The following is a 21976-nucleotide window of genomic DNA, read 5'->3' as shown; positions in this document are numbered from 1 at the left end:
ACAATTTAACAATACGGTTATAAGACAAACCCTTGTTCTCATAGAGTGGCAGTAGAAACGTGGCTGCCTGGAGAACGGGGGTTTTGTTGTGTTAATTAACGCAGTGTTTGAAGGTGGAGGCGTGAAGGGAATCTCGCTTGCGGGAGCTGTGCAGGGTGCTCAAGACTGCGGCATTCAGTTTAATCGGGTGGCTGGAACGTCATCGGGTTCTATTGTAGCTGCTCTGCTAGCGGCTGGTTACAGGGCCGAAGAGATGAAAGTCATTATTGAGAATACGCCGTTTGCTTCATTGCTGCGTCGTTCCCCCATATTTAATACCCGATGGATCGGACCCGCCGCGAGGCTGTTCTTGAAGAAAGGTTTGTATTCGGGAGAAGCACTGGAATCATGGATTCGCAAGATGCTGGAGCAGAAAGGGATTCGCACATTCGCTGACTTGCCACAAGGCAAGTTGCTTATTACCGCATCCGATATTTCCAATGGGACCATTCTGGTGTTGCCAGACGATATTCGGCGGTTCGGCATTGACCCTGCGAAGCTGGATGTTGCAAAGGCGGTACGTATGAGTTGCAGTATCCCGTATTTTTTCGATCCGGTAGTCATACGCAAATCGCCAGTATTCTCCAAAGGGCTTCCTTTTCAAGATCAGTTCGTTTATGTCGTGGATGGTGGATTGCTTAGCAATTTTCCGTTGTGGCTCTTCGATGGTGATCGCTCGGAACGAGGAGGAGACGTTATTCCGGTTGTCGGATTCAAAATGGTGGGGAAGACGGAAGTAGAACCCGCCCGGATTAAAGGACCGCTAAGCATGCTTCAGGCCCTTGTGGAGACGATGCTCACAGCACATGATGAACGCTACATCGAACAGATTAACCGGTTTCGTACAGTGAAGATACCAACGCTAGGCATTAAACCAACGCAATTTCATTTATCGTTACAGGACAGCACAGCCTTATATCGATCAGGCGCTACCGCAGGGAGCGAATTTTTCAACGGATGGAATATGAAAATGTATGGTGAACAGCTGGACAAACAAAGAAAAGAATTGCGCAAGAAACAGGCAGAAGCTCCACCTCTGATTCCTGTATAAACGATAAACGTAAAAAAGCAATTCTCCGCAAGTTGGGAGAACTGCTTTTTTGGTTGTTCAGTAGCTTTTAGTGAAATTTCGGTATATCTTCATCGCTTTTCCCTTTTTGTCCTTGAATCACTTGGAAAGGATAATCCTTACGTTTCTTTGAAGAGCCGCTGCTCTTTCTGGCACTGGACTGTGCATTAACTTTTGCCATGGTTCGTGCCGATGGTTTAATCTTCGGTGATTTGGTTTTGCTTGCCCAGCGACGAGGCGGATATTTGTACAGCAGGAATACGGCTCCGAACACGACCAGAGGAATAATGATCCTGGATGGACTAGCGTTCCCCAGCCAAGTCAAGACTCCAACAGCAGCTAGTGCGATGAACGTCCAAAATAAGATTGCCTGCTTGTTCATATCATTCACCCTTTCACAGGATCGAGTGTTGCAACAGGTACTTCTGACGTAGAAGAGACATTGGCAAGCTTGGCATCCAACTCACGCATGCGGTTAAACGAAGCAATGGATACTTCTACCTGTTCGTTGGTCGGTTCTTTTGTTGTCAGCAATTGCAGCCACAATCCCGGGTATCCGAGATAACGCAGTACAGGAATATCACGTACCGAATTCGTGAGCTTTAACAGTTCAAAAGAAATGCCTAGCACAACTGGCAATAACAATAGACGCTGACCCATCCGTTCCCAGAGGTTATCGTACGTGAAAAGGGAGTATAGAAACACTCCAATGATGACAGTCAACATAATGAAACTGCTTCCGCAGCGGTAGTGCAGTCGGCTGTACTTTTGCACGTTCTCCGGTGTCAGTTCTTCACCAGCTTCATGTGCGCTGATTACTTTGTGTTCCGCTCCATGATACTGGAAGAGACGTTTAATCATCGGCGTCTGTGAGATTAACCACAGATAGGCGAGTAACAGGATCAGCTTAATGCCGCCTTCCAGTAAATTATGCAAAAACTGATTGTCGAATGCATTTTTGAATAGAAAATTCTCGATAACAACAGGAAGCAATGTGAGCACAACTTTACCAAAAAGGAATGAAAGGATGGCGACGGCGGTCACACCAATAATCATGCTAAGGCTCCAGCCCGAACCTTCTTTCTCTTTTTGCTTGGCTTTCTCTTCCGGTTCCAGTTCATCATCAGCATAAGCGTCAGCAGAATAATTAAGATGTCTGCTACCTTTAACACTTGAATCTATAATGCTGACAATTCCGCGTAATAAAGGAATCCGCCGCAATTTCGTGACCCAGGACTTGTCTTGCTTGGGAACTTCCAGATACGTAATTTCGCCGTCTTTTCTACGAACAGCTGTAACGTTGACATGTTTCCCACCGAACATTACGCCTTCAATGACAGCTTGCCCCCCATAGCTGACAGGCTTGGATTGTTGAGGCAAATTATTCACCTTCCTATTCTGTTCTAGGCCTTCGCGATCAAAGGCAGTTTAATAACCCTATTGTATCGAATTTTAAGCGCAATTTCTAGTTTGTGAGTCAAACCTTGAAGGATGTTGTTAAGATTGTCCTGTTTTGAACATACTACCTCGTAGAATCGGAGCGGAAATTAGAGGCATAATGCGGGATTATCAACTGAATGAAGGAGAATATCGATGACAGAGCGTACGCATGAAGATACATCGCGAGATGAAGGCCAACGTCCTAAAGAACGGCAGCAAAAAGACAGAGGCAGGCGCCCTACCCAGAGGCAAGGTCAAGCTCACTACTACACCAAGCCATTTCCCTTTGCGTTAGAGCTTGGCTTCTTTGCCGGTTTTATCTGGGGCGGGCTGCATTGGCTATTCTATCTGCTGCATTTTACGATTGTACCTGTCGGATTTCTGGCCGAGCCTTTTTTCAAACATGAATATATATATACCGCAGCTGGACATTTGACAGGCTGGTTGTTTTTTATCGTTTTTTCCATCCTGGCTTCCTTGCTCTACACGTTCACGATTAGAAAATTAAAAGGACCGGTACCCGGCATGGTGTATGGAATTGTCTGGTGGCTGATTCTCTTTATACTGGTAGGACCGAAACTCGGGATGATGAAACCTTTGAACGGTTTAACGTGGGATTCGATCATCACGGAACTCTGTTTCTTTTTGCTATGGGGGCTGTTCATTGGTTACACGGTAGCCATGGAGTACACGGATGAACGCAAACGCGAGCCGGAGCAAGCGGGGGCATAGCGCAAAAAAGCTTCTCAATCCGGCAATGGCTGTGTTAAAATAGCAGATGGTTATTTGCAGAGAGGGTGGAGCAGCGATGAAACGAATTATTGTGATCAATGGTCCGAACCTGAACATGCTTGGTGTACGCGAACCGGGCATCTATGGAACGCTTAGTCTGAAGGATATTGAGGACAAAATTCGCAGACAGGCTGATGAAATTGGCGTCTCCATCGCTTTTTATCAATCGAACCATGAAGGGGACATCATTGACCGCATTCATGCAGCGATGGGTGAGGCAGACGGAATAATACTGAATGCCGGAGCATTTACCCATTATAGCTATGCTATCCGTGATGCAATCAATGCTGTAAAAGTCCCTACGGTTGAAGTACATCTATCCAACATTCATGCACGCGAAGCGTTCAGACATCATTCAGTGATTGCAGCGGAAACAATCGGGCAGATTGCCGGATTTGGCGAAGTAAGCTATGAACTGGGATTGCTGGCTCTTGTGCGTCATCTGGACAAACAAACCTGAGCCGGGAACCCGGGAATGTGAGAGAAAGAAGGGTTACCGATGGAAAACAAACGAGTAAATAAGTTGCGTGAAGCCATGCGTGAGCATGAACTCACAGCAATGCTGATTACAAACCCGATTAACCGTCGTTATATGACGGGCTTTACAGGCTCGGCGGGATATGTGCTGATTACGGAACAGGATGCCTATTTGCTGACTGATTTCCGTTATATGTCTCAAGCGCCTCAGCAAGCCAAAGGATTCACCGTTGTTGAGCATGGAGCTAAACCGATGGATACGGTGCGCGAATTGCTGACATCCGCAAACATCAAAGAAGTGGGCTTCGAGCAGGATAGTGTTACATTTGGCACGCACTCCGCTTATGCTGAAGCACTGCAGTCTATTGAACTGAAAGCTGTATCCGGGATCGTGGAACAACTTCGTATGTTCAAGGATGAAGATGAGATCGCGGTCATGCAGAGAGCAGCAGATCTGGCGGATGCCACGTTCAGCCACGTTTTGCAGTTTGCAAAACCAGGCATGACGGAGCGTGAAGTGGATCTGGAGATGGAGTTTTTTATGCGCAAACATGGAGCAACGTCCTCTTCGTTTGACACCATTGTTGCTTCGGGTGAACGTTCTGCTATGCCTCACGGTGTAGCGAGCAGCAAGGTCATCGGACAAAATGAGTTAATTACATTTGACTTTGGTGCACTTTTGGACGGATACTGTTCAGATCTGACACGTACCATTGCAACGGGTACACCTGTACCTGAACTGCGCAAAATTTATGACATTGTACTGGAAGCTCAGTTACATACGCTGGAGAACCTGAAACCGGGCATGACCGGACGGGAAGCAGATGCATTGGCTCGTGATATCATTGCAGGTCACGGATATGGAGATCAATTCGGACACAGCACAGGCCACGGTCTGGGTATGGAAGTTCACGAAGCTCCTCGCTTGTCCAAGCTTAGCGACGATGTATTGAAACCGGGTATGGTTGTTACCGTTGAACCGGGTATATATATTGACGGGCTTGGCGGCGTGCGTATCGAGGATGACGTAGTGATTACCGAGACGGGTATTCATATTCTCACGAAGTCGGACAAGAAGTTCACCGTAATCGGCTAAATTACAGCCACAGGGATATAAGACGATTTTTAATATAAAGGTACAGGTTATTGCTGATTGTTATGGACCATTGCAAAAGTAGTGAAGGGAGCGGAATCGATTCTGAAGAAGCGAAGCGCTCGCCTTTGTCTCCTCATTTTAAACCTTATTAAAATCTAGTCGGGAAAATGAGGAGACAACAGCGATCGGAGGAACGATCCGAACCCGTAACGGTCACGTCGCACAAGGTCATCAATTCAGAATAAACCCACCTTTACATTAACCCATCGTCTTATATCACCTACTTTTTAACCATATCAGGAGGGATTTTTTGTGATTTCAGTAAACGATTTTAAAACAGGCTTGACCGTGCAAGTAGATAACGATATCTATACCGTGCTTGATTTCCAACACGTTAAACCAGGTAAAGGCGCTGCCTTCGTACGTTCCAAATTGAAAAACCTGCGTAACGGTAACACCGTTGAAAAAACATTCCGTGCAGGCGAAACGATTGGTCGTGCCATCATCGAAAACCGTGGCGTATCCTACCTGTATGCAAGCGGTACAGAGCACACGTTCATGGATAACGAAACCTATGATCAGTTCACATTGACTAGTGATCAACTGGAATGGGAATTGAACTTCCTGAAAGAAAACATGGTCGTTAAGATTGTTAGCTACCAAGGTGAAATCCTCGGAATTGACTTGCCAACAAGCGTTGAGTTGAAAGTCATCGAGACTGAGCCAAGTGTTAAAGGTAACACTGCACAAGGCGCTACCAAAAATGCAAAAGTGGAAACAGGCTTGAACGTACAGGTTCCTTTGTTCATTAACGAAGGTGACGTTCTCCTGATTGACACACGTGAAGGTAAATACTCTTCCCGTGCGTAACTTTCACAGCTTGTAAGCTAAAAAAGGTTATTAACAACCCTTTGCCATTCCTTTGGCAGAGGGTTTTTTCGAAAAAAGATTAGCCTATCAGGCGCTTTCGTAATATACTGGGTTAAAGTCATTTCTCGTAGAGAATAATGACGATGGACATTAATTATGCATACTGCACAAGGTAGGGAGTGGATTTGCGTTGTCATTGTACGTCATGAAATTTGGGGGCAGCTCGGTCGGAGATACAGAACGCATGAAGCGTGTAGCCGGACGTGTTGTAGAAAAAGCTGATGAAGGACATCGGTGTGTAGTTGTGGTTTCGGCCATGGGGGATACAACAGATGATTTGATTGATCAGGCAAAACAACTGAATAGTGATCTGCCTGCTCGTGAGATGGATATGCTCTTAACGACAGGAGAACAGATTTCGATCTCTTTGTTATCCATGGCTATTCAAGCGCTCGGACGTAAGGCAGTATCGTTTACAGGCTGGCAGGCGGGATTCCGCACAGAGCCGGTTCACGGAAAAGCACGTATTCATGATATTCAACCTGACCGAGTGAATGCAGCACTTGCCGAGGGCAACATTGTTATTGTTGCAGGCTTCCAGGGCATGACGGAAGACGGCGAGATCACAACGCTTGGTCGTGGTGGTTCGGATACAACAGCTGTAGCGCTGGCGGCAGCCATTAAGGCTGATGCGTGTGAGATCTATACGGATGTAGACGGAATATATTCTACGGACCCGCGGATCGTTAAGGTTGCGCGCAAGCTGAAGGAAATATCGTATGACGAAATGCTGGAGCTCGCTAATTTGGGAGCAGCGGTGTTGCATCCGCGTGCAGTAGAGTACGCGAAGCATTCCGGTGTACCTTTAATCGTAAGATCCAGCTTTAACCATAATGAAGGAACGGTTGTGAAGGAGGAAGCAGCAATGGAACAAGGCGTAGTGGTTAGTGGTATTGCCTATGACAAAAACGTGGCTCGCATCAGTATTCTGGGTGTGCCGGATGTACCAGGAGTTCTGGCCGAAGTATTTGGTGCGCTTGCATCCAATCAGCTGGATGTGGACATTATCGTTCAGAGCGGTGTGATGGATGGCAAAGCGGACTTCTCATTCTCTGTGGCGCTGTCTGATCGTGAGAACGCATTACATGTCATTGAAGGCCTTCACAGCCGCTTGCCTTACCGTGAAGTCACATCTGAAGAGAACCTCGTTAAAATCTCCATTGTTGGCGCAGGCATGGTCAGTCACCCAGGTGTAGCTGCCAAGATGTTCAAAGTCATTTCCGCTGAAGGCGTGAGTATCAAGATGGTGAGCACTTCCGAGATCAAAGTATCTTGTGTTATTGACGGAGATAAGCTGCATGACGTCATTAAGGCATTGCATACAGCATATGATCTCGACACTGCCGAGCAAGCCGTTATCGGTGGACCTCAAGATCGCAGATAAGTATTTGCTATGTATGTAAATTAGCAAAGGTGTACTGTTGCCAACGGGCAGCAGTACACCTTTTTTTGTTTTTCTCATGGCAATTCTCACATCAACTTGAACATCTTTCCCCCGCGTATGCCTCTATAAGGCTGCATGAGGTTCCCCTCCCCCATCTCGGGAACACAATCCAGCAGGTTTAATTGAGAACAATATGAAATGTCATGAACCCTGCCTAGCTTTTCAAGCCTACGCCCGCTAACAGATCCCTGCACCAGCTCCGGGATGCTCTCCTGACATTGGGATACCGCCTGATGAAGTACTATGCCGAGATCGTTAAGCTGGAGGGGAGAACAGGATTGACGGTGCAGTTCCTCGATGATACATCCAGCACACAAGGCGTCCTCCAGTGCAAATTCATCCTGATTCCCCGCACATAACAGCAGTACATCTCGTTGAAGTTGGCAGAGCACTGCTGCGACAGCCCTGACATTGAGAAATGATCCAGCTAGTACATGTTTCGCCCTGGAAGCTTTAATCAAGGCGCGGGTTCCATCGGTTGTGGTCAGTATGATCGTTTTATCTACAATGTCCTCAGTCATATATTCATAGGGGGAGTTACCCACCTCGAATCCGGTGATTTTTTTGTCAAAACGCTCCCCGCCTCGAATGCAATCTTTCACTTCCATTTGTTTGGCTTGTGGAACGGTCTCTACGGCAATCACAGCCGAAGCGTCATACGCCAGAGCCGTAACAATTGTACTGGTCGTACACAATACATCAATGACAACTGCACTTCGCCCTGCAATATCAATAGTACGTACTTCATTCACATTGCCAACGACATCAACTCGCACTCCCCACAACTCCTTTCTGTATCTGGGGATCAGTAGTTCTGTTTTGAACCGAAATGGAACTTACCTATCTGCAATTACTATATGCATGCACATCTAGACGGGTGCCTAGAACAGAAGGTGCATCTATGGTTTCAACTCTCAACCGTATTCTGAAGAATTGATAGATTTCAGCGTCATAAATTAAATGTACAGGCATAAACTTGAGATATGAACAAGCGCCAGAAGTGTGAACCAAATGATCTCAAGGTTGGAGGAGCCTACTCATGAAGGTGAACTGGAGGGAACTTTTTCCGGAACCGATCCGAACCATTCTTGGAAGAATGCCACCCGCTCTATTGGAACAAGTGGAGGAAGTACGTATTCGTGAAGGCAGACCCCTGGAGATTAATGCAGGCAACACATACCACTTCCTGACACCTCAAGGTTGTCCGACCGGGAATCCTGAAGAAGCGTATGTTCCTCAGAAAGAAGTGACGCACAGGTTGCTGGACCTGATCAGTAACCATTCACTTTATACATTGGAAGAGGAACTGCGTAAAGGGTTCATCACCATACCTGGGGGACATCGAATCGGGCTTGCTGGACGAACGGTGCTAAGCGGTGGGCGTGTCGAATACCTGCGTGACATTAACGGGTTTAACGTTCGGGTAGCCCGTGAGGTACATGGAGTGGCTGATCGTATTCTTCCTTATCTTCTCGATATGAAGAGCGGACAGGTCCTGCACACGTTGATCTTATCACCACCACAACAAGGGAAAACGACGTTACTGCGCGATCTGGCGAGACAAATTAGCAGTGGTACAAAGCTTAAAGGGGGAACTGAACTGGTTCAGGGAATACGTCCGCGGCTGAAAGTGGGCATTGTGGATGAAAGGTCCGAAATCGCTGGTAGCTACAAAGGAGTACCTGGCTTCGACGTAGGTCCACGAACAGATGTGATGGACGGTTGTCCGAAGGCTGAGGGCATGATGATGATGCTTCGCTCCATGTCACCCGATGTCCTGATTGTGGACGAGATCGGTCGTCCGGAGGATGCCGAGGCGGTGATGGAAGCCCTGCATGCAGGAGTCTCAGTGATTGCGACTGCGCATGGCCGTGACCTATCGGAACTGTCGGCCAGACCCGCCCTCAGAACCTTAATTACGGAGCAGATGTTTCAACGTTATGTCCAGCTGCAACGGACGAGCCGGGGCATGACCTTTCGGCTGGCTGATGGCAAAATGCGTGGGTTGCAGCAGACCGGGGCAGGAGGTGAAGCCTTTGGTTAACATGTTTGGTGCGGTAATTATTCTGTTAGCCAGCACCCTCGCCGGATTTTACAAGGCCAGACAGTACGCATTAAGACCGAGACAGTTGCGAGAACTCATTGCAGCCCTCCAGCGACTAATGACGGAGATTAACTATGGGCTCACTCCACTTCCCGATGCCATGGGCAAGATGGGAGCACAGACCAAAGAACCTGTAAAGACGCTGTTTCTTCATGCAGCTACACAGATGGAACCTCCTCATGGACTCACTGCCCGGGAAAGTCTGCAATCGGGCGTGGATCTGGCGTGGGGAAGATCGGCCATGAAGGCTGACGAGAAGGAAGTGATGCTGCAATTAAGTTTCAGCCTTGGCACAAGTGACCGTCAGGATCAGACCAAACATATATCGTTAGCCATTCAACAACTAATGCATGAGGAATCCCGCGCCCAGGCCGATCAAATGAAATATGAACGAATGAGCCGAAGCCTCGGGATGCTTGTCGGAGCGTTAATCGTCATTCTGATCTTCTGAAATAGCCGGGATAGTGAGGTGCCAAGGTCATGAATCTAGAAGTGAACGCAATCTTTCAAATTGCGGGTATCGGAATCATCATTGCCATGATTCACACGGTACTGAAACAAATGGGAAAGGAAGATATGGCTCACTGGGTGACCGTAATCGGATTTGTCGTTGTATTGTTCATGGTGGTCCGTATGCTGGACAGCCTGCTACAAGAGATCAAATCGATATTTCTTTTTCAATGAAAAACGGTCATGAAGCCGGATGGTGGTGACCTGTGGAAATTATCCAAGTTGTAGGTTTGGCGCTCATCGCAACCGTGCTCATTCTGGTCATTAAGGAACAGAAACCGATGTTTGCCTTTCTGATTGCTGCCGCGACCGGCATTGTTATCTTCATGTTGTTGATTGGCAAAATCGGTGCAGTCATCGAAGTGTTGAAGCGACTTGCCGAGAATTCAGGCATGGAAAGCATTTATCTGAAAACAGTGCTGAAAATTATTGGCATAGCGTACATCGCTGAATTTGGCGCGCAGATTGTCAGGGATGCAGGCCAGGAAAGCATTGCGTCCAAGATCGAACTGGCTGGTAAGGTACTGATCCTTGTACTTGCTATACCGATCATCAGCATTATTATCGAAACCGTCATGAAGCTGATGCCGGTGTAGAAAGGGCGTGCGGACTTCATATGAAATCAATGCATCATAAGCCGCAGTGGCGCCTTACGGTTGTGCTGATGCTCTGTTTTCTGTTTGGTATCCTGGGACAGGTTACTGCAACCTCGCCTTCCGGTGAGTGGATGGAGCAGCAGACCGATCAGCTTCCCAAGGATCAGGTGGAGAAATACTGGGATCAACTGATGCAACAATACGGTGGTTTCTTCCCGGAGGGGAAGACCCCTTCCTTCATGGATATGTTAATCCCCGGCAATGAAGGATTCAGCCTGAAATCGGTGTTTGTGGCGATAGGAACCTTCATGCTGCATGAAATTTTATATAATGGCAAACTTCTGGTCACGATTGTGATGTTAAGTGTACTCAGCATGATTCTGGAGACACTTCAGACCGCATTTGAGAAAAATAATATTAGCAAAATCGCCTATTCCATCTGTTATATGGTCATCATCATTATTGCAATCAACAGCTTCAGTGTGGCGATTGGATACGCCAAGGATGCCATAACCGGCATGATCAACTTCATGATGGCCATGGTTCCCTTGTTATTCACACTGCTTGCGTCCATGGGTAATGTCATCACCGTCTCGGTGACACATCCACTCATCATTTTCATGATTCATCTGGTGAGTACGTTGATTCACTTGCTGGTATTCCCGTTACTCTTCTTCTCAGCTGTTCTGCATCTCGTCAGTTCATTGTCTGACAAGTACAAGCTGACACAGCTGGCAGACCTCCTGCGCAATATTAGTGTGGCACTGCTGGGTATCCTGCTGACGATGTTTTTGGGTGTAATCTCGGTTCAGGGAGCATCGGGATCGGTAGCGGATGGAGTCAGCCTGAAGGCCGCCAAATACATCGCAGGCAACTTTGTCCCTGTCGTGGGCAGAACATTTGCGGATGCGACGGATACGGTAATTACAGCTTCTTTACTTGTCAAAAATGCAATTGGACTCACCGGAGTGATCATCATTTTGTTTCTATGTGCCTTTCCGGCACTTAAGATCCTGGCTCTTGCCTTGATATACAACGTAACTGGTGCCATTATGCAACCACTAGGAGACACCCCGATTGTAGGATGCCTCCAGGCCATCGGCAAGAGCATGATCTACGTATTTGCGGCGCTCGCAGCCGTCGGACTGATGTTTTTCCTGGCCATTACCATCTTGCTGACCGCGGGCAATCTGACTGTCATGATGCGCTGAATGTATGTTGGCAAGAAAGGGGGTGGAAAGGATGGGGTGGCTGAGCAACTGGCTCCAGGAATTGATTATGATCGTTCTGCTGGCGACTTTTGTGGATATGTTGTTGCCCAATCGATCCATGGAACGTTATGTCAAGCTTGTGCTGAGCCTTCTCATCCTGCTGACCCTCTTATCACCCATAACCAAGCTGCTCAAAAGTGATCCGGTTGGCGAACTGAAACGGGCAATGTCTGCAATGGATGCTCCATCGAATGGGAATGCGACACTCGAACAGATATTAGCTCAGGGCAAACGGCTACAATCCAATGAACAGGAACAATCCTTACAATGGACAGCCAAAGAACTGGCTAATGTCATGAAAGGTCAGATTGAAGAAACAACAGGAGCCAAGGTGCGGTCCGTAGAGGTACAGCTGACCATGAGTAAATATGAAACGGAGATGGAAGCTGCCTCATCAGTCGAACTGCCTGTGATCCAGCGTGTGTTGGTCGAGATGGCCGGAGAGGGTGTAGAAGGAGAAGTGAAGGCAGGGCAGCAAGAAATCGCTGCAAATACACAACCCATATTTGGTACAAACACAGAATCCGAGAAGGATGAAACACATCAAATACAGCAGCCCATCCAGATCGGTCAGATTGAAGTGCCTGATGTACAGATTGATGTGAGTAAAAGTCAACATAATGGAAATGAAGCGTCTTCCGAGCCTGTTATACGTGATCAGGCAGATGAGTACAAACAGCAAGGTGAGACATCCACAAGGTCCGAACATGCGGTGCAGATTATTACATTGTTGACTGAAAAGTGGGATATTGATGCGAACAACGTTCAAGTGACAGAACCAAAAAGTGCTGAAGTGCTCTGAGAAGGAGGGTGTCCGATGAAACAATGGTTCAAAAAGATGGAAACCTGGATGGGTGGCGGAGAGGGTGGGGCAAGGCGAAGTCAAACCTTCCGCTGGCTGATTATCCTGGGTTTGATCGGGGTGGGAATCATGCTGTTCAATTCCTTTGTCAATGTCAAAAAAATTGATTCCGAAAATATCGGTCGGGAACCACCGGACCCGGCAACATCCATGGCATCCATACAGAGTGATCCGTCAGAACAGAATCCTTTTCAGGCGATCGAAATTGCATTTGAAGACAAGATCAAAGGTGTGCTGGAAAACATTGTTGGTGTGGGAACGGTTGATGTGATGGTTACCGTGGATTCCACAGAAGAATTGGTCGTTCAGCGGAATGTGAAGGATTCTCAGCAACTTACCGAAGAAACGGATGCTAGCGGGGGCAAACGACATATGACGCAATATACCCGTGATGGCGAGATTATTACTTACGAAATAGCAGGGGATCAGACACCTATAGTGACCAAAAAGCTCAAGCCGCAGATCCGTGGGGTGCTTGTGGTTGCGAGGGGTGCAGAGAACAAGGTTGTGAAGGACCTGATAACCGATGCTGTGGAAAAAGGACTGAATGTGGCAGCCTACCGGATCTCGGTTGTACCGCGCAAACAAGACTAATCTGATGTGTTGAATCACAAGATTCAATTCTCATAAGATTGAAGCCAATTTGAGGAGGAAGTTCTAATGAATAACAAACGTCAAACGGTATGGCTCGTTTCCATGCTGAGTCTGATGGTCATTTTGTCCGCGTATTATCTGTTCACTGAGGATTCCGGTCCAGTCAACGCGCCGGTGGCAGACAGTCAGCAAGTGGATGGAATCAAGCAAGGGGAAGCCAAGGAGACGGCAGGCATTCTTGATCCTACAGAAGGTTTGGTTGTGAATGAAGTGGTGAATAACGGTGAAGTTGAAAGTGATCCAAGTGCGGCTGGCGCTGTGGAAGAACCGGCGGCTACGGAAGGTAAAGAAGCTGGAAATACAGAGAAAACACCTGCTGTCGAACCAGACGAGAATAAGGGTGAGGCAGGCAAAGAAACCAACAAAGAGACCGACAAAGGGGCAACAACTACACCGGAGACAGACGGTCAGGCAGGCGGCACCGCAACCAAGACAGATGAGGAAGTCCTCAAGGAAATGGAAGAGCAGAATACGACAGCATCTGCAAGCAGCCAGTTCCAGAACTACCAGTGGCAACGTGAGGAAAGCAACAATCGCAAGTATGAGGAACTGATGACCGTGGCAGGTGATCTGAGCAAAACACCAGAGGAGAATGCCAAAGCAACGGAGCAACTCCGTACACTGGAAGAAAAAGAAGCTAAAATCACTGGCATTGAGGAGACGCTCTCTCAACAGTTCGCTAATGCGATCGTTGAAGAAGATGCCGACAAGTATAAAGTTGTGGTCCTCAGTGACAAACTGGATGTAAAACAGGCGGTATCCATTGTAGATCTGGTCATGAAAGAATTAGCGGTTTCACAGAACAAAATCAGCGTGCAATACGTCACAGAACAGTAATCCAAATGATGGAAATGAAGTCCCGGGAGCTGGTTGTACTCTCGGGCTCTTTCCATTTTTAATGATTATGATATAATACATAAAGCCATATGACCGTCCTAGTGAGACTGGCATGATGCCGAAGGAGTGAATAATGGAAATGTTTAAATTGAGTGAAATCAAAGAACTGATTAAACTGGTAGATGAAAGTTCCGTTCAAGAGTTGGAAATTGAAAATGAAGGATCACGGTTATCAATCCGCAAACCGGGCAAAACGGAGTATGTTCAAGCAGCTGCTGTGCAACCGCAAATGATTGCTGCTCCGCAAGTACAGCCGGCAGCAGTGGTAAGTGAAGCTGCACCGCAGGTCGATACTACAAGTCATTTACATAAAATTGTATCTCCGATGGTAGGTACTTTTTACAGAGCTTCCTCGCCGGAAGCGGGTCCTTTTGTGAGCGCTGGTGATAAAGTTGTTGAGAAAACAACGGTATGTATCATCGAAGCTATGAAGCTGATGAACGAGCTTGATGCGGACATCAAGGGAGAAATCGTTGAAGTGCTGGTTGAGAACGGACAGCTGGTCGAGTATGGGCAGCCCCTTTTCCTGGTGAAACCGGAATAACCGTTATAGCTGGTTAACAGCTAACCGCATGAGCTTCGAAGGAGGACAAAACGAAATGAAATTTCAAAAAATACTGATTGCGAACCGTGGAGAGATTGCGGTACGTATTATTCGTGCCTGCCGTGAAATCGGCATCTCAACGGTAGCCGTCTATTCGGAAGCGGACAAGGATTCTCTGCATGTTCGTCTTGCAGATGAGGCTTATTGTATCGGACCGACACTGTCTAAGGACAGTTACCTCAACTTCACAAACCTGATGAGTGTAGCTACGCTGACGGAATGTGATGCAATCCACCCTGGATACGGTTTTTTGGCGGAGAATGCTGATTTTGCGGAAATTTGTGAGTCTTGCAATATTACGTTTATTGGACCTTCTCCTGAAGCCATCACCAAAATGGGTGACAAGGCTGTTGCTAAACAGACGATGAAAGATGCAGGAGTACCTGTTATTCCTGGATCAGACGGCCTTGTTGAAAATATGGATGAAGCCATCATGATTGCTAGAGATATCGGATATCCTATCATTATCAAAGCTACTGCTGGTGGCGGAGGTAAGGGAATTCGTATTGCCGAAGATGAAGAAACGCTGATTAAGCAGATTACCGCTGCTCAGCAGGAAGCACAAAAGGCATTTGGCAATGCAGGTGTATATCTGGAGAAATTCCTGACAGGTATGAAACACGTGGAAATTCAGATCATTGCTGATAAACACGGAAATGCAGCACATTTGGGAGAGCGTGATTGCTCGGTTCAGCGTCGTCGCCAGAAATTGGTAGAGGAAGCGCCGTGTCCGATTCTCTCCGAAGATGTGCGTACACTGATGGGTGAAGCTGCGGTACGGGCTGCCCTTGCTGTGGATTACTCGGGAGCGGGTACATTGGAGTTCCTGCTCAGTCCGAATGGCGAGTTCTATTTTATGGAAATGAATACACGTATTCAGGTAGAGCACCCTGTAACTGAGATGGTTACTGGCGTGGATCTGATCCGTGAGATGATCTCGGTAGCTGAAGGCAACCCACTTTCATTCCGTCAGGAAGACGTGGTTATCAATGGCTGGTCCATTGAATGTCGTATCAATGCAGAAGATCCGGACCGTAACTTTATGCCATCACCAGGCAAAATCGGATTCTACCTTGCACCGGGAGGACCTGGCGTTCGTGTAGATAGTGCTGCTTATCCGGGTTATACCATTTCACCTTTCTATGACTCCATGATCGCAAAATTGATCGTGTGGGGAGCGAATCGTGAAGAGGCGATTGCCAAGATGAAACGTGCGCTTGGGGAATTTGCGATTGAAGGCATATCTACAACTATTCCTTTCCATCAGAAATTGCTGGAGCACCCAACGTTCATTCGTGGTGACTTTGATATCAAATTTCTTGAGGAAAACGAGATTTAAAAGGTATATTGGGCTTGTTTGTCATAATGTAGCCCAAATGATATAGTATGAATAATAAGAGCGCATGTCTCCTGCAAAGGATAAGCCCGCACCTCGCGGATGTTTGCAGGAGTTCCGGTAAAGCCGGACCGGAAGGGTTCTGAAGGTTGATTAACCTGAGTCCAGCGCCCTGACGGATGGCCGCAAACTTATCTCGCGAAAGGTGTGTTGAACAGTTATGAGTACACTACCGACTGAATTTGAACGAACGGATATCGGTGAAATCCAGATCGCACCTGAAGTTATTGAAGTGATTGCTGGATTGGCGACCCTTGAAGTGAAAGGTGTTGCAGGCATGAGTGGCGGATTCGCTGGCGGATTTGCTGAATTGCTTGGTCGCAAAAACCTTTCCAAAGGCGTTAAAGTTGAAGTGGGCCAACGTGAAGCTGCAGTTGATGTTTCCGTAATTATCGAGTACGGATACCGTCTGCCACAAGTAGCTACGGAGATTCAACAGAACGTGAAACGTTCCATCGAGAACATGACAGGATTGAATGTGAATGAAGTGAATGTGCACATTCATGACGTTCAGTTCAAGAGCACCGAGAAAGTGGAAGAGATCGACCTGAACAGTCAGCGCGTAAAATAAAAGAAGACAGATTCCCCCGGCATCATCTGCCGGGGGTTATCCCGTCTTGGACAGGTCTTCATTATAGCGAAAGCTAGATGAGGATCTGATTTTTTGCTAGTGAACTGGTTAAGTAATGTTAGTGAGCAAGGGAGGCTGTGCAGTTCGTGGCTAAAATACTGGATCGGCTTCTGTTGTTTATATACAGCATAAGCGTTGGAGCAATATCGGCAGCCGTCATTCTTCTGATTAGCGGTGTGCTGCCTTACGAATTGAATTACCAGCAGGAACAAAACGTTATTGTTGCGTCGGTTATTGCAGCAGCGATTTTGTTTATCCTGAGTTTGCGATTTTTCTACATCTCGGTTCGGCGTGAGCGTGCATCGTTGCCGTCTGTAGATCAACGTACTGAGTTTGGTGATGTACAGATTTCGATGGAGACGATTGAGAATCTCTGTTTGAAGGCAACTTCCCGTTTCCGGGGAGTACGTGATGTCAAGGCACGCATACGTGTGGTTGAGTCAGGACTGGAGATTATGATCCGTGCGGTAGTGGATGGTGAGACACCTATTCCTGCGCTGACTTCTGATCTGCAAAAGGCGATTCATGATCATGTACAAGAGATTACGGGCATCCCGGTTTCTTTTGTCACGGTGTATATCGCTAATGTAACCCAGTCGCCTAACTACAAGAGTCGAGTGGAATGAGGTGAGTTTCACTGATGCTGTGGAAAGAGATTTGGGATAGTCACAGAGGCCGAATTACCGGGATTATCGGCGGCATCTTTTTTGGATTTCTTTATGTATGGATCGGTTTTTGGGATATGTTGTTCTTTGCACTCTTGGTGTTCATCGGTTATACGTTAGGCAGACGAAGCGATTCGAAGCTGGGTTCGTCCATTCCCTGGAGGGAGTGGGGACAATGGCTTGGCGATCGCTGGCGTCCGTTTAAGTGACCTACCTGAACCCTGCAATATGTTTCTTCCGAAAATAGAGCTGTAGTTTAGGTTGCCCGTTTTTTGGAGGAAACGTATTGCAGGTTTTTTTGTGAAAAGGGATAACAATAACAATACCGTGTAAGCCATCGATCTAACCGATACAGGATTTGATGAGATGGATGCATGGATTATAAAATAAGCATGATGACGCTCCAGACGGAGCGCTGCAGGAGGCAGGACATGAAAAGACGTTTGGCAAGGGAAATTGCAGTACAAAGTCTGTATCAGATGGAAATGAATGAGGTAGGTGCAGCAGAAGCTGTAAACATGTTAATCAATGAAGCTGCTGAAGATAATGAAACCGAAGTAGTTATCCGCGATGCAGATGTAATGCGTACTTATGTTACTGAGATTGTACAAGGAGCCTGGAACAATAAGGAAGCCATTGACGGTTTGCTTGTGGATTATTTGAAAGGTTGGCAGATCAGCCGTCTGTCACGTGTAGATCGCCAGATTCTACGACTGTCAACGTATGAAATGGTATTCCGTGATGACATCCCGGCAAAGGTATCGGTCAATGAAGCGATTGAACTGTCCAAATATTTTGGTACAGAAGAATCCGGCAAGTTCGTCAATGGTGTACTTGGACGCATGATTCAGGAAGTTGACGCTATTAAAGCAAAATTATCTTAAGTTATGATTAATTATAGTGTGTGTTCAAAAAGACCGGTTTTTAGTATCCTTCGTAATCAAAAGCGGGCTTTTTGAACAACCTCTAAATTTATATTCACATAAGGGAGAGAGAGTACAATGACAGCATCTATTATTAACGGTAAAGAAGTATCCCAAGAGATCCGCGCAAGCATGACAACAGAAGTAAAACAGCTTAGCGAACAGGGGGTAGTACCTGGTCTGGCTGTTGTGCTCGTCGGGGAAGATCCGGCATCCCAAGTCTATGTGCGTAATAAAGAAAAAGCATGTCACGACCTCGGTTTCTACTCTGAAGTGCATCGTTTGGATGCAGATACGTCCCAAGAAGATCTGCTTGCGCTGGTGGACAAGCTGAACAATCAACAATCCATTAACGGAATTTTGGTTCAACTCCCATTACCGAAACATATCGAAGAGAAAGCGGTCATTGATGCAATTGCCGTGGATAAAGACGTAGACGGATTCCATCCAGTCAATGTTGGTAATCTTGTTATTGGAGACGATAGTCTGCTCCCATGTACCCCGGCGGGTGTAATTGAGCTGATCAAACGTACTGGACTGGAAATGTCCGGTAAACATGCGGTGGTCATCGGAAGAAGTAACATCGTTGGTAAACCGGTATCGCTGTTACTGCAACGTGAGAATGCAACGGTAACGATGTGTCATTCCCGCACAGCCAACATGAAAGAAATTACACGTCAGGCGGATATTTTGGTTGTAGCCATCGGTCGTGCTAATTTTGTGGATGCTGATTTTGTGAAACCAGGTGCTGTTGTTATTGATGTCGGCATGAACCGTTTGGAGAATGGCAAACTGGCAGGAGATGTTGATTTCGAGAGTGTGAAAGAAGTTTCTGGTCCAATTACACCCGTTCCTGGTGGTGTTGGTCCGATGACAATCACAATGCTGATGCAAAATACATTGATCGCTGCCAAGCGCGCTCACGGATTGGCCTAGGGTTTTGTCTGTGGCAGATCAAAAGATCTACTCCATCAAAGACCTGAACCGATACATCCGGATGAAACTGGAATCGGATCAGGTCCTGTCGGACGTCTGGCTGCGCGGGGAGATTTCGAATTTCACACATCACTCCAGCGGCCATATGTATTTTACATTGAAGGACAAGGACAGCCGAATCAAGTCAATTATGTTTGCGTCCCATAACCAGCGATTACCCTTTGTACCGAAGGAGGGTGCAAGGGTTATTGCCCGTGGTAATGTCTCGGTGTATGAACGGGATGGGCAGTATCAATTCTACGCTACCCATATGCAGCCGGACGGAATTGGAAGTCTGTATCTGGCTTACGAACAGCTGAAGAAAAAGCTTGAGGATGAAGGGTTATTTTCACCTTCGCGAAAAAGACAGGTCCCTCGTTATCCACAGACCATCGGGGTTGTAACTTCACCGACGGGAGCGGCGGTGCGAGACATTATGATCACACTCCAGCGCAGATACCCTTCTGCCAAAGTTGTTTTGTATCCTGTTCTGGTTCAAGGCAAAGGTGCAGCACCTTCCATCGTCAAAGCGATTGCCAACTTGAACCGGATGGGAGAAGCAGACGTTCTTATCGTTGGACGCGGAGGCGGTTCACTGGAGGAGTTGTGGGCCTTTAATGAGGAGATTGTGGCAAGAGCAATAGTTGCTTCGGATATTCCTGTCATTTCTGCGGTTGGGCACGAAACGGACTTCACTATTGCAGATTTTGCAGCCGATTTGCGTGCGGCTACACCTACAGCAGCTGCTGAATTAGCTGTACCTAATCGAGCTGAGTTGCTTGATCAGATCGGACAACGGCAGCGTCAGTTACAGCACAGCTTACGTCAGCGTGCTGTACATAATCGTGAACGGCTTGCAAGATTACAGCGTTCGCCAGTGCTGGTGCATCCAAGACGTACCTTGATGCAGCATACGGAACGACTGGATATGATGCACCAACGGCTTGTGAGAACAGTGGATACACGTATGAAATGGACAGGAGAGAAGCAGGAGCGTCTGCGGGCAGCACTGCAACGATTCAATCCTCGTGAGCAGGTTAATGCAGCACGCCGTGAGAATGCGGCAGCACGCAGACAACTGGAACTTGCGATCAGGTCTATAACCAGGTCGAAGCAGCAACAGTGGAAATCATCTGTGCGGCATCTGGATGCGCTTAGCCCGCTTAAAGTCATGTCACGGGGATACAGCCTTGTCTATGATGAGCAAGAACAGCGATTGATCAAGTCAACGAAAGATGTACAGCCTGGAGATTCAATTAAGATTAAATTAACAGACGGACAGCTGGACTGTCAGGTTTGGGGAATGAAGGAGGACGACAATACCCATGGCGAATGAACCGGAATTGAATTTTGAAGAGGCAATGGCGGCATTGGAAGACATCGTAGGTCAGCTGGAACATGGTGATGTTCCGTTGGAACAGGCCATCGATCTGTTTCAACGCGGGATGAAACTTTCGCAACTTTGCAGTCTGAAGCTGGAACAAGTGGAACGCAAGATCGAGATGATCGTAGAAGAAGATGGAGAGCTTCGCAAGAAGCCTTTCGGAAGTGCTGACGATGAGAGCGGTGAAGTCCATGAGTAATCGTCCTTCGTTTCAAGCATACCTCGAAGAGGTCACAGCTGAGGTGACAGAAGCGTTGAAACATACGCTTCCCGATCACTGGGATGTACCCCAATCGCTGACGGATGCGATGCAGTACTCACTCATGGCCGGAGGCAAACGCCTTCGTCCTCTTCTGGTCGTTGCTGCGGCGGAAGCCTTCGGTGCACAGCGTACAGCTGCAATGCCGGTAGCCTGCGCCGTGGAGATGGTTCATACGTATTCACTGATCCACGACGACCTGCCTGCTATGGATAATGATGATTACCGTAGAGGAAAATTAACGAATCATAAGGTATATGGTGAAGCAACAGCCATATTGGCAGGCGATGCGCTGTTAACGCATGCTTTTTATAGCATTGTTCAAGCTGGACGCCGCAGTGGTGTGGCGGCAGATGCGTTGCTGTCCATCGTAGAGGACATGTCCGAACTTGCTGGAGCAAGAGGTATGGTCGGCGGTCAAGTTGCGGATATGGAAGGCGAGCAAGGCATGACTGATCTTGCACAGCTCCAATATATTCATTTGCACAAAACGGGCGACCTGATTGTTTTCTCCCTCATTGCAGGAGCACGAATCGGTGGAGCAACGGAAGGACAATTGGAAGCACTGCGTGTGTTTGGACGTGATCTGGGGCTGGCGTTCCAGATTCAGGATGATATTCTCGATCTGACGGGCGACGAGCAAAAGATGGGCAAGAAAACACAGAGCGATGTGAATCAGCAGAAGGTAACGTATCCTTATTTTATTGGCATGGAGGCTTCTGTAGATGAAGTGAAATCCCTTACCCAATCTGCCAAGGATGCACTTGAAAGAGCCGAGTTACCTGATTCATCCAGATTGCTGGAAATTGCAGATTATCTGATGAGTCGTGACCATTAGATTCTGACGGAGCGGTCTGTTTCAAAATCTATGTAACCGTGTAATGAATGTAATGTCCTTTTTCCGAGTAGATGGAAAGAGCTGTTCCGAGTGGATGCGTGAATACATATGGAGAAGAAT

General features: G+C 47.3%; 27 protein-coding genes. 24 read left to right on the top strand and 3 right to left on the bottom strand.

From position 1 onward, the window contains the following. The first annotated feature begins 88 nt into the window (after positions 1–88). Positions 89–1090, top strand: a complete 1002-nt coding sequence (locus tag AC6CIF_RS05125; protein WP_076215750.1) for a patatin-like phospholipase family protein — start codon at positions 89–91, stop codon at positions 1088–1090. 67 nt (positions 1091–1157) lie between these two features. Here AC6CIF_RS05125 and AC6CIF_RS05120 read toward each other — a convergent pair whose 3' ends face one another. Next, on the bottom strand, positions 1158–1490 hold the full coding sequence (locus AC6CIF_RS05120; RefSeq protein ID WP_036614407.1) for a hypothetical protein: 333 nt from the start codon (positions 1488–1490) through the stop codon (positions 1158–1160). A 5-nt stretch (positions 1491–1495) separates the two neighbouring features. Further along, positions 1496–2488, bottom strand: a complete 993-nt coding sequence (locus AC6CIF_RS05115; protein WP_498198334.1) for a DUF1385 domain-containing protein — start codon at positions 2486–2488, stop codon at positions 1496–1498. A gap of 213 nt (positions 2489–2701) precedes the next feature. Here AC6CIF_RS05115 and AC6CIF_RS05110 point away from each other — a divergent pair, with 213 nt between their 5' ends. The 5 genes from AC6CIF_RS05110 (at position 2702) to AC6CIF_RS05090 (ending at position 7227) form a co-directional block, all read left to right on the top strand. Next, positions 2702–3280: a YqhR family membrane protein gene (locus AC6CIF_RS05110; protein ID WP_237174540.1), complete on the top strand. Its 579-nt coding sequence runs from the start codon at positions 2702–2704 to the stop codon at positions 3278–3280. A gap of 76 nt (positions 3281–3356) precedes the next feature. Beyond that, positions 3357–3800, top strand: a complete 444-nt coding sequence (gene aroQ, locus AC6CIF_RS05105; protein WP_036614400.1) for a type II 3-dehydroquinate dehydratase — start codon at positions 3357–3359, stop codon at positions 3798–3800. 39 nt (positions 3801–3839) lie between these two features. Continuing rightward, a complete protein-coding gene (locus tag AC6CIF_RS05100) occupies positions 3840–4913 on the top strand; it encodes a M24 family metallopeptidase (RefSeq protein ID WP_036674988.1) in 1074 nt (357 codons plus the stop codon). Positions 4914–5225: 312 nt separating this feature from the next. Further along, positions 5226–5783 (top strand): elongation factor P, encoded by a 558-nt coding sequence (gene efp / locus AC6CIF_RS05095; protein WP_017687580.1) that lies wholly within the window; start codon positions 5226–5228, stop codon positions 5781–5783. Positions 5784–5973: 190 nt separating this feature from the next. After that, positions 5974–7227 (top strand): aspartate kinase, encoded by a 1254-nt coding sequence (locus AC6CIF_RS05090; protein WP_498198333.1) that lies wholly within the window; start codon positions 5974–5976, stop codon positions 7225–7227. Between the two features lie 86 nt (positions 7228–7313). Here the strand turns inward: AC6CIF_RS05090 and AC6CIF_RS05085 are convergent, their stop codons facing one another. After that, on the bottom strand, positions 7314–8063 hold the full coding sequence (locus AC6CIF_RS05085) for a 2-phosphosulfolactate phosphatase (RefSeq protein ID WP_498198331.1): 750 nt from the start codon (positions 8061–8063) through the stop codon (positions 7314–7316). Between the two features lie 263 nt (positions 8064–8326). On the opposite strand from AC6CIF_RS05085, the gene spoIIIAA reads away from it, so the two are divergent. The 18 genes from spoIIIAA (at position 8327) to AC6CIF_RS04995 (ending at position 21856) form a co-directional block, all read left to right on the top strand. Then, on the top strand, positions 8327–9331 hold the full coding sequence (gene spoIIIAA / locus AC6CIF_RS05080) for a stage III sporulation protein AA (RefSeq protein ID WP_498198330.1): 1005 nt from the start codon (positions 8327–8329) through the stop codon (positions 9329–9331). After that, on the top strand, positions 9324–9842 hold the full coding sequence (gene spoIIIAB / locus AC6CIF_RS05075) for a stage III sporulation protein SpoIIIAB (protein ID WP_036614389.1): 519 nt from the start codon (positions 9324–9326) through the stop codon (positions 9840–9842). The genes spoIIIAA and spoIIIAB overlap by 8 nt, the downstream gene beginning before the upstream one ends. A 29-nt stretch (positions 9843–9871) precedes the next feature. After that, positions 9872–10075, top strand: a complete 204-nt coding sequence (spoIIIAC, locus tag AC6CIF_RS05070; RefSeq protein WP_017687585.1) for a stage III sporulation protein AC — start codon at positions 9872–9874, stop codon at positions 10073–10075. A gap of 32 nt (positions 10076–10107) precedes the next feature. Continuing rightward, on the top strand, positions 10108–10497 hold the full coding sequence (spoIIIAD, locus tag AC6CIF_RS05065) for a stage III sporulation protein AD (RefSeq protein ID WP_017687586.1): 390 nt from the start codon (positions 10108–10110) through the stop codon (positions 10495–10497). 68 nt (positions 10498–10565) lie between these two features. After that, positions 10566–11708 (top strand): stage III sporulation protein AE, encoded by a 1143-nt coding sequence (spoIIIAE, locus tag AC6CIF_RS05060; RefSeq protein ID WP_498198713.1) that lies wholly within the window; start codon positions 10566–10568, stop codon positions 11706–11708. Between the two features lie 31 nt (positions 11709–11739). Continuing rightward, on the top strand, positions 11740–12570 hold the full coding sequence (gene spoIIIAF / locus AC6CIF_RS05055) for a stage III sporulation protein AF (RefSeq protein ID WP_498198327.1): 831 nt from the start codon (positions 11740–11742) through the stop codon (positions 12568–12570). Positions 12571–12585: 15 nt separating this feature from the next. Further along, a complete protein-coding gene (spoIIIAG, locus tag AC6CIF_RS05050) occupies positions 12586–13224 on the top strand; it encodes a stage III sporulation protein AG (RefSeq protein WP_036614381.1) in 639 nt (212 codons plus the stop codon). A 66-nt stretch (positions 13225–13290) separates the two neighbouring features. Continuing rightward, positions 13291–14121 (top strand): SpoIIIAH-like family protein, encoded by an 831-nt coding sequence (locus AC6CIF_RS05045; protein ID WP_498198325.1) that lies wholly within the window; start codon positions 13291–13293, stop codon positions 14119–14121. 139 nt (positions 14122–14260) lie between these two features. Continuing rightward, positions 14261–14725, top strand: a complete 465-nt coding sequence (gene accB, locus AC6CIF_RS05040; RefSeq protein WP_036614903.1) for an acetyl-CoA carboxylase biotin carboxyl carrier protein — start codon at positions 14261–14263, stop codon at positions 14723–14725. A gap of 55 nt (positions 14726–14780) precedes the next feature. Then, positions 14781–16124, top strand: coding sequence for an acetyl-CoA carboxylase biotin carboxylase subunit (gene accC, locus AC6CIF_RS05035; protein ID WP_036614375.1), 1344 nt, complete (start codon positions 14781–14783; stop codon positions 16122–16124). A gap of 217 nt (positions 16125–16341) precedes the next feature. After that, on the top strand, positions 16342–16752 hold the full coding sequence (locus AC6CIF_RS05030) for an Asp23/Gls24 family envelope stress response protein (RefSeq protein WP_017687593.1): 411 nt from the start codon (positions 16342–16344) through the stop codon (positions 16750–16752). 146 nt (positions 16753–16898) lie between these two features. Beyond that, positions 16899–17438 carry an alkaline shock response membrane anchor protein AmaP gene (amaP, locus tag AC6CIF_RS05025; protein WP_017687594.1) on the top strand — a complete coding sequence of 180 codons (540 nt, stop codon included), beginning with the start codon at positions 16899–16901 and terminating at the stop codon, positions 17436–17438. A gap of 14 nt (positions 17439–17452) precedes the next feature. Continuing rightward, complete coding sequence (locus tag AC6CIF_RS05020; protein WP_017687595.1) at positions 17453–17686, top strand: DUF2273 domain-containing protein; 234 nt, start codon at positions 17453–17455, stop codon at positions 17684–17686. Positions 17687–17908: 222 nt separating this feature from the next. After that, a complete protein-coding gene (gene nusB / locus AC6CIF_RS05015; RefSeq protein WP_017687596.1) occupies positions 17909–18361 on the top strand; it encodes a transcription antitermination factor NusB in 453 nt (150 codons plus the stop codon). A 117-nt stretch (positions 18362–18478) separates the two neighbouring features. Then, positions 18479–19336 (top strand): bifunctional methylenetetrahydrofolate dehydrogenase/methenyltetrahydrofolate cyclohydrolase FolD, encoded by an 858-nt coding sequence (folD, locus tag AC6CIF_RS05010; RefSeq protein WP_017687597.1) that lies wholly within the window; start codon positions 18479–18481, stop codon positions 19334–19336. Between the two features lie 10 nt (positions 19337–19346). After that, positions 19347–20711, top strand: a complete 1365-nt coding sequence (gene xseA, locus AC6CIF_RS05005; RefSeq protein ID WP_498198321.1) for an exodeoxyribonuclease VII large subunit — start codon at positions 19347–19349, stop codon at positions 20709–20711. Further along, on the top strand, positions 20701–20958 hold the full coding sequence (gene xseB / locus AC6CIF_RS05000; protein WP_498198319.1) for an exodeoxyribonuclease VII small subunit: 258 nt from the start codon (positions 20701–20703) through the stop codon (positions 20956–20958). The genes xseA and xseB overlap by 11 nt, the downstream gene beginning before the upstream one ends. Then, complete coding sequence (locus AC6CIF_RS04995) at positions 20951–21856, top strand: polyprenyl synthetase family protein (RefSeq protein ID WP_498198711.1); 906 nt, start codon at positions 20951–20953, stop codon at positions 21854–21856. The genes xseB and AC6CIF_RS04995 overlap by 8 nt, the downstream gene beginning before the upstream one ends. The last annotated feature ends 120 nt before the right edge of the window (positions 21857–21976 follow it).

Source organism: Paenibacillus sp. GQ49, from assembly GCF_059759055.1.
This window is presented reverse-complemented; position numbering and strand designations above follow the sequence as displayed.

Excerpts from the sequence above, each read along its gene's own strand:
- aroQ (WP_036614400.1), top strand. The coding sequence starts at position 3,357 with ATGAAACGAATTATTGTGATCAATGGTCCGAACCTGAACATGCTTGGT.
- folD (WP_017687597.1), top strand. The coding sequence starts at position 18,479 with ATGACAGCATCTATTATTAACGGTAAAGAAGTATCCCAAGAGATCCGC.
- AC6CIF_RS05030 (WP_017687593.1), top strand. The coding sequence starts at position 16,342 with ATGAGTACACTACCGACTGAATTTGAACGAACGGATATCGGTGAAATC.
- accC (WP_036614375.1), top strand. The coding sequence starts at position 14,781 with ATGAAATTTCAAAAAATACTGATTGCGAACCGTGGAGAGATTGCGGTA.
- spoIIIAA (WP_498198330.1), top strand. The coding sequence starts at position 8,327 with ATGAAGGTGAACTGGAGGGAACTTTTTCCGGAACCGATCCGAACCATT.
- AC6CIF_RS04995 (WP_498198711.1), top strand. The coding sequence starts at position 20,951 with ATGAGTAATCGTCCTTCGTTTCAAGCATACCTCGAAGAGGTCACAGCT.
- spoIIIAF (WP_498198327.1), top strand. The coding sequence starts at position 11,740 with ATGGGGTGGCTGAGCAACTGGCTCCAGGAATTGATTATGATCGTTCTG.
- AC6CIF_RS05110 (WP_237174540.1), top strand. The coding sequence starts at position 2,702 with ATGACAGAGCGTACGCATGAAGATACATCGCGAGATGAAGGCCAACGT.
- spoIIIAC (WP_017687585.1), top strand. The coding sequence starts at position 9,872 with ATGAATCTAGAAGTGAACGCAATCTTTCAAATTGCGGGTATCGGAATC.
- AC6CIF_RS05100 (WP_036674988.1), top strand. The coding sequence starts at position 3,840 with ATGGAAAACAAACGAGTAAATAAGTTGCGTGAAGCCATGCGTGAGCAT.
- spoIIIAG (WP_036614381.1), top strand. The coding sequence starts at position 12,586 with ATGAAACAATGGTTCAAAAAGATGGAAACCTGGATGGGTGGCGGAGAG.
- AC6CIF_RS05045 (WP_498198325.1), top strand. The coding sequence starts at position 13,291 with ATGAATAACAAACGTCAAACGGTATGGCTCGTTTCCATGCTGAGTCTG.
- accB (WP_036614903.1), top strand. The coding sequence starts at position 14,261 with ATGTTTAAATTGAGTGAAATCAAAGAACTGATTAAACTGGTAGATGAA.
- AC6CIF_RS05020 (WP_017687595.1), top strand. The coding sequence starts at position 17,453 with ATGCTGTGGAAAGAGATTTGGGATAGTCACAGAGGCCGAATTACCGGG.
- nusB (WP_017687596.1), top strand. The coding sequence starts at position 17,909 with ATGAAAAGACGTTTGGCAAGGGAAATTGCAGTACAAAGTCTGTATCAG.
- spoIIIAE (WP_498198713.1), top strand. The coding sequence starts at position 10,566 with ATGCTCTGTTTTCTGTTTGGTATCCTGGGACAGGTTACTGCAACCTCG.
- AC6CIF_RS05120 (WP_036614407.1), bottom strand. The coding sequence starts at position 1,490 with ATGAACAAGCAGGCAATCTTATTTTGGACGTTCATCGCACTAGCTGCT.
- xseB (WP_498198319.1), top strand. The coding sequence starts at position 20,701 with ATGGCGAATGAACCGGAATTGAATTTTGAAGAGGCAATGGCGGCATTG.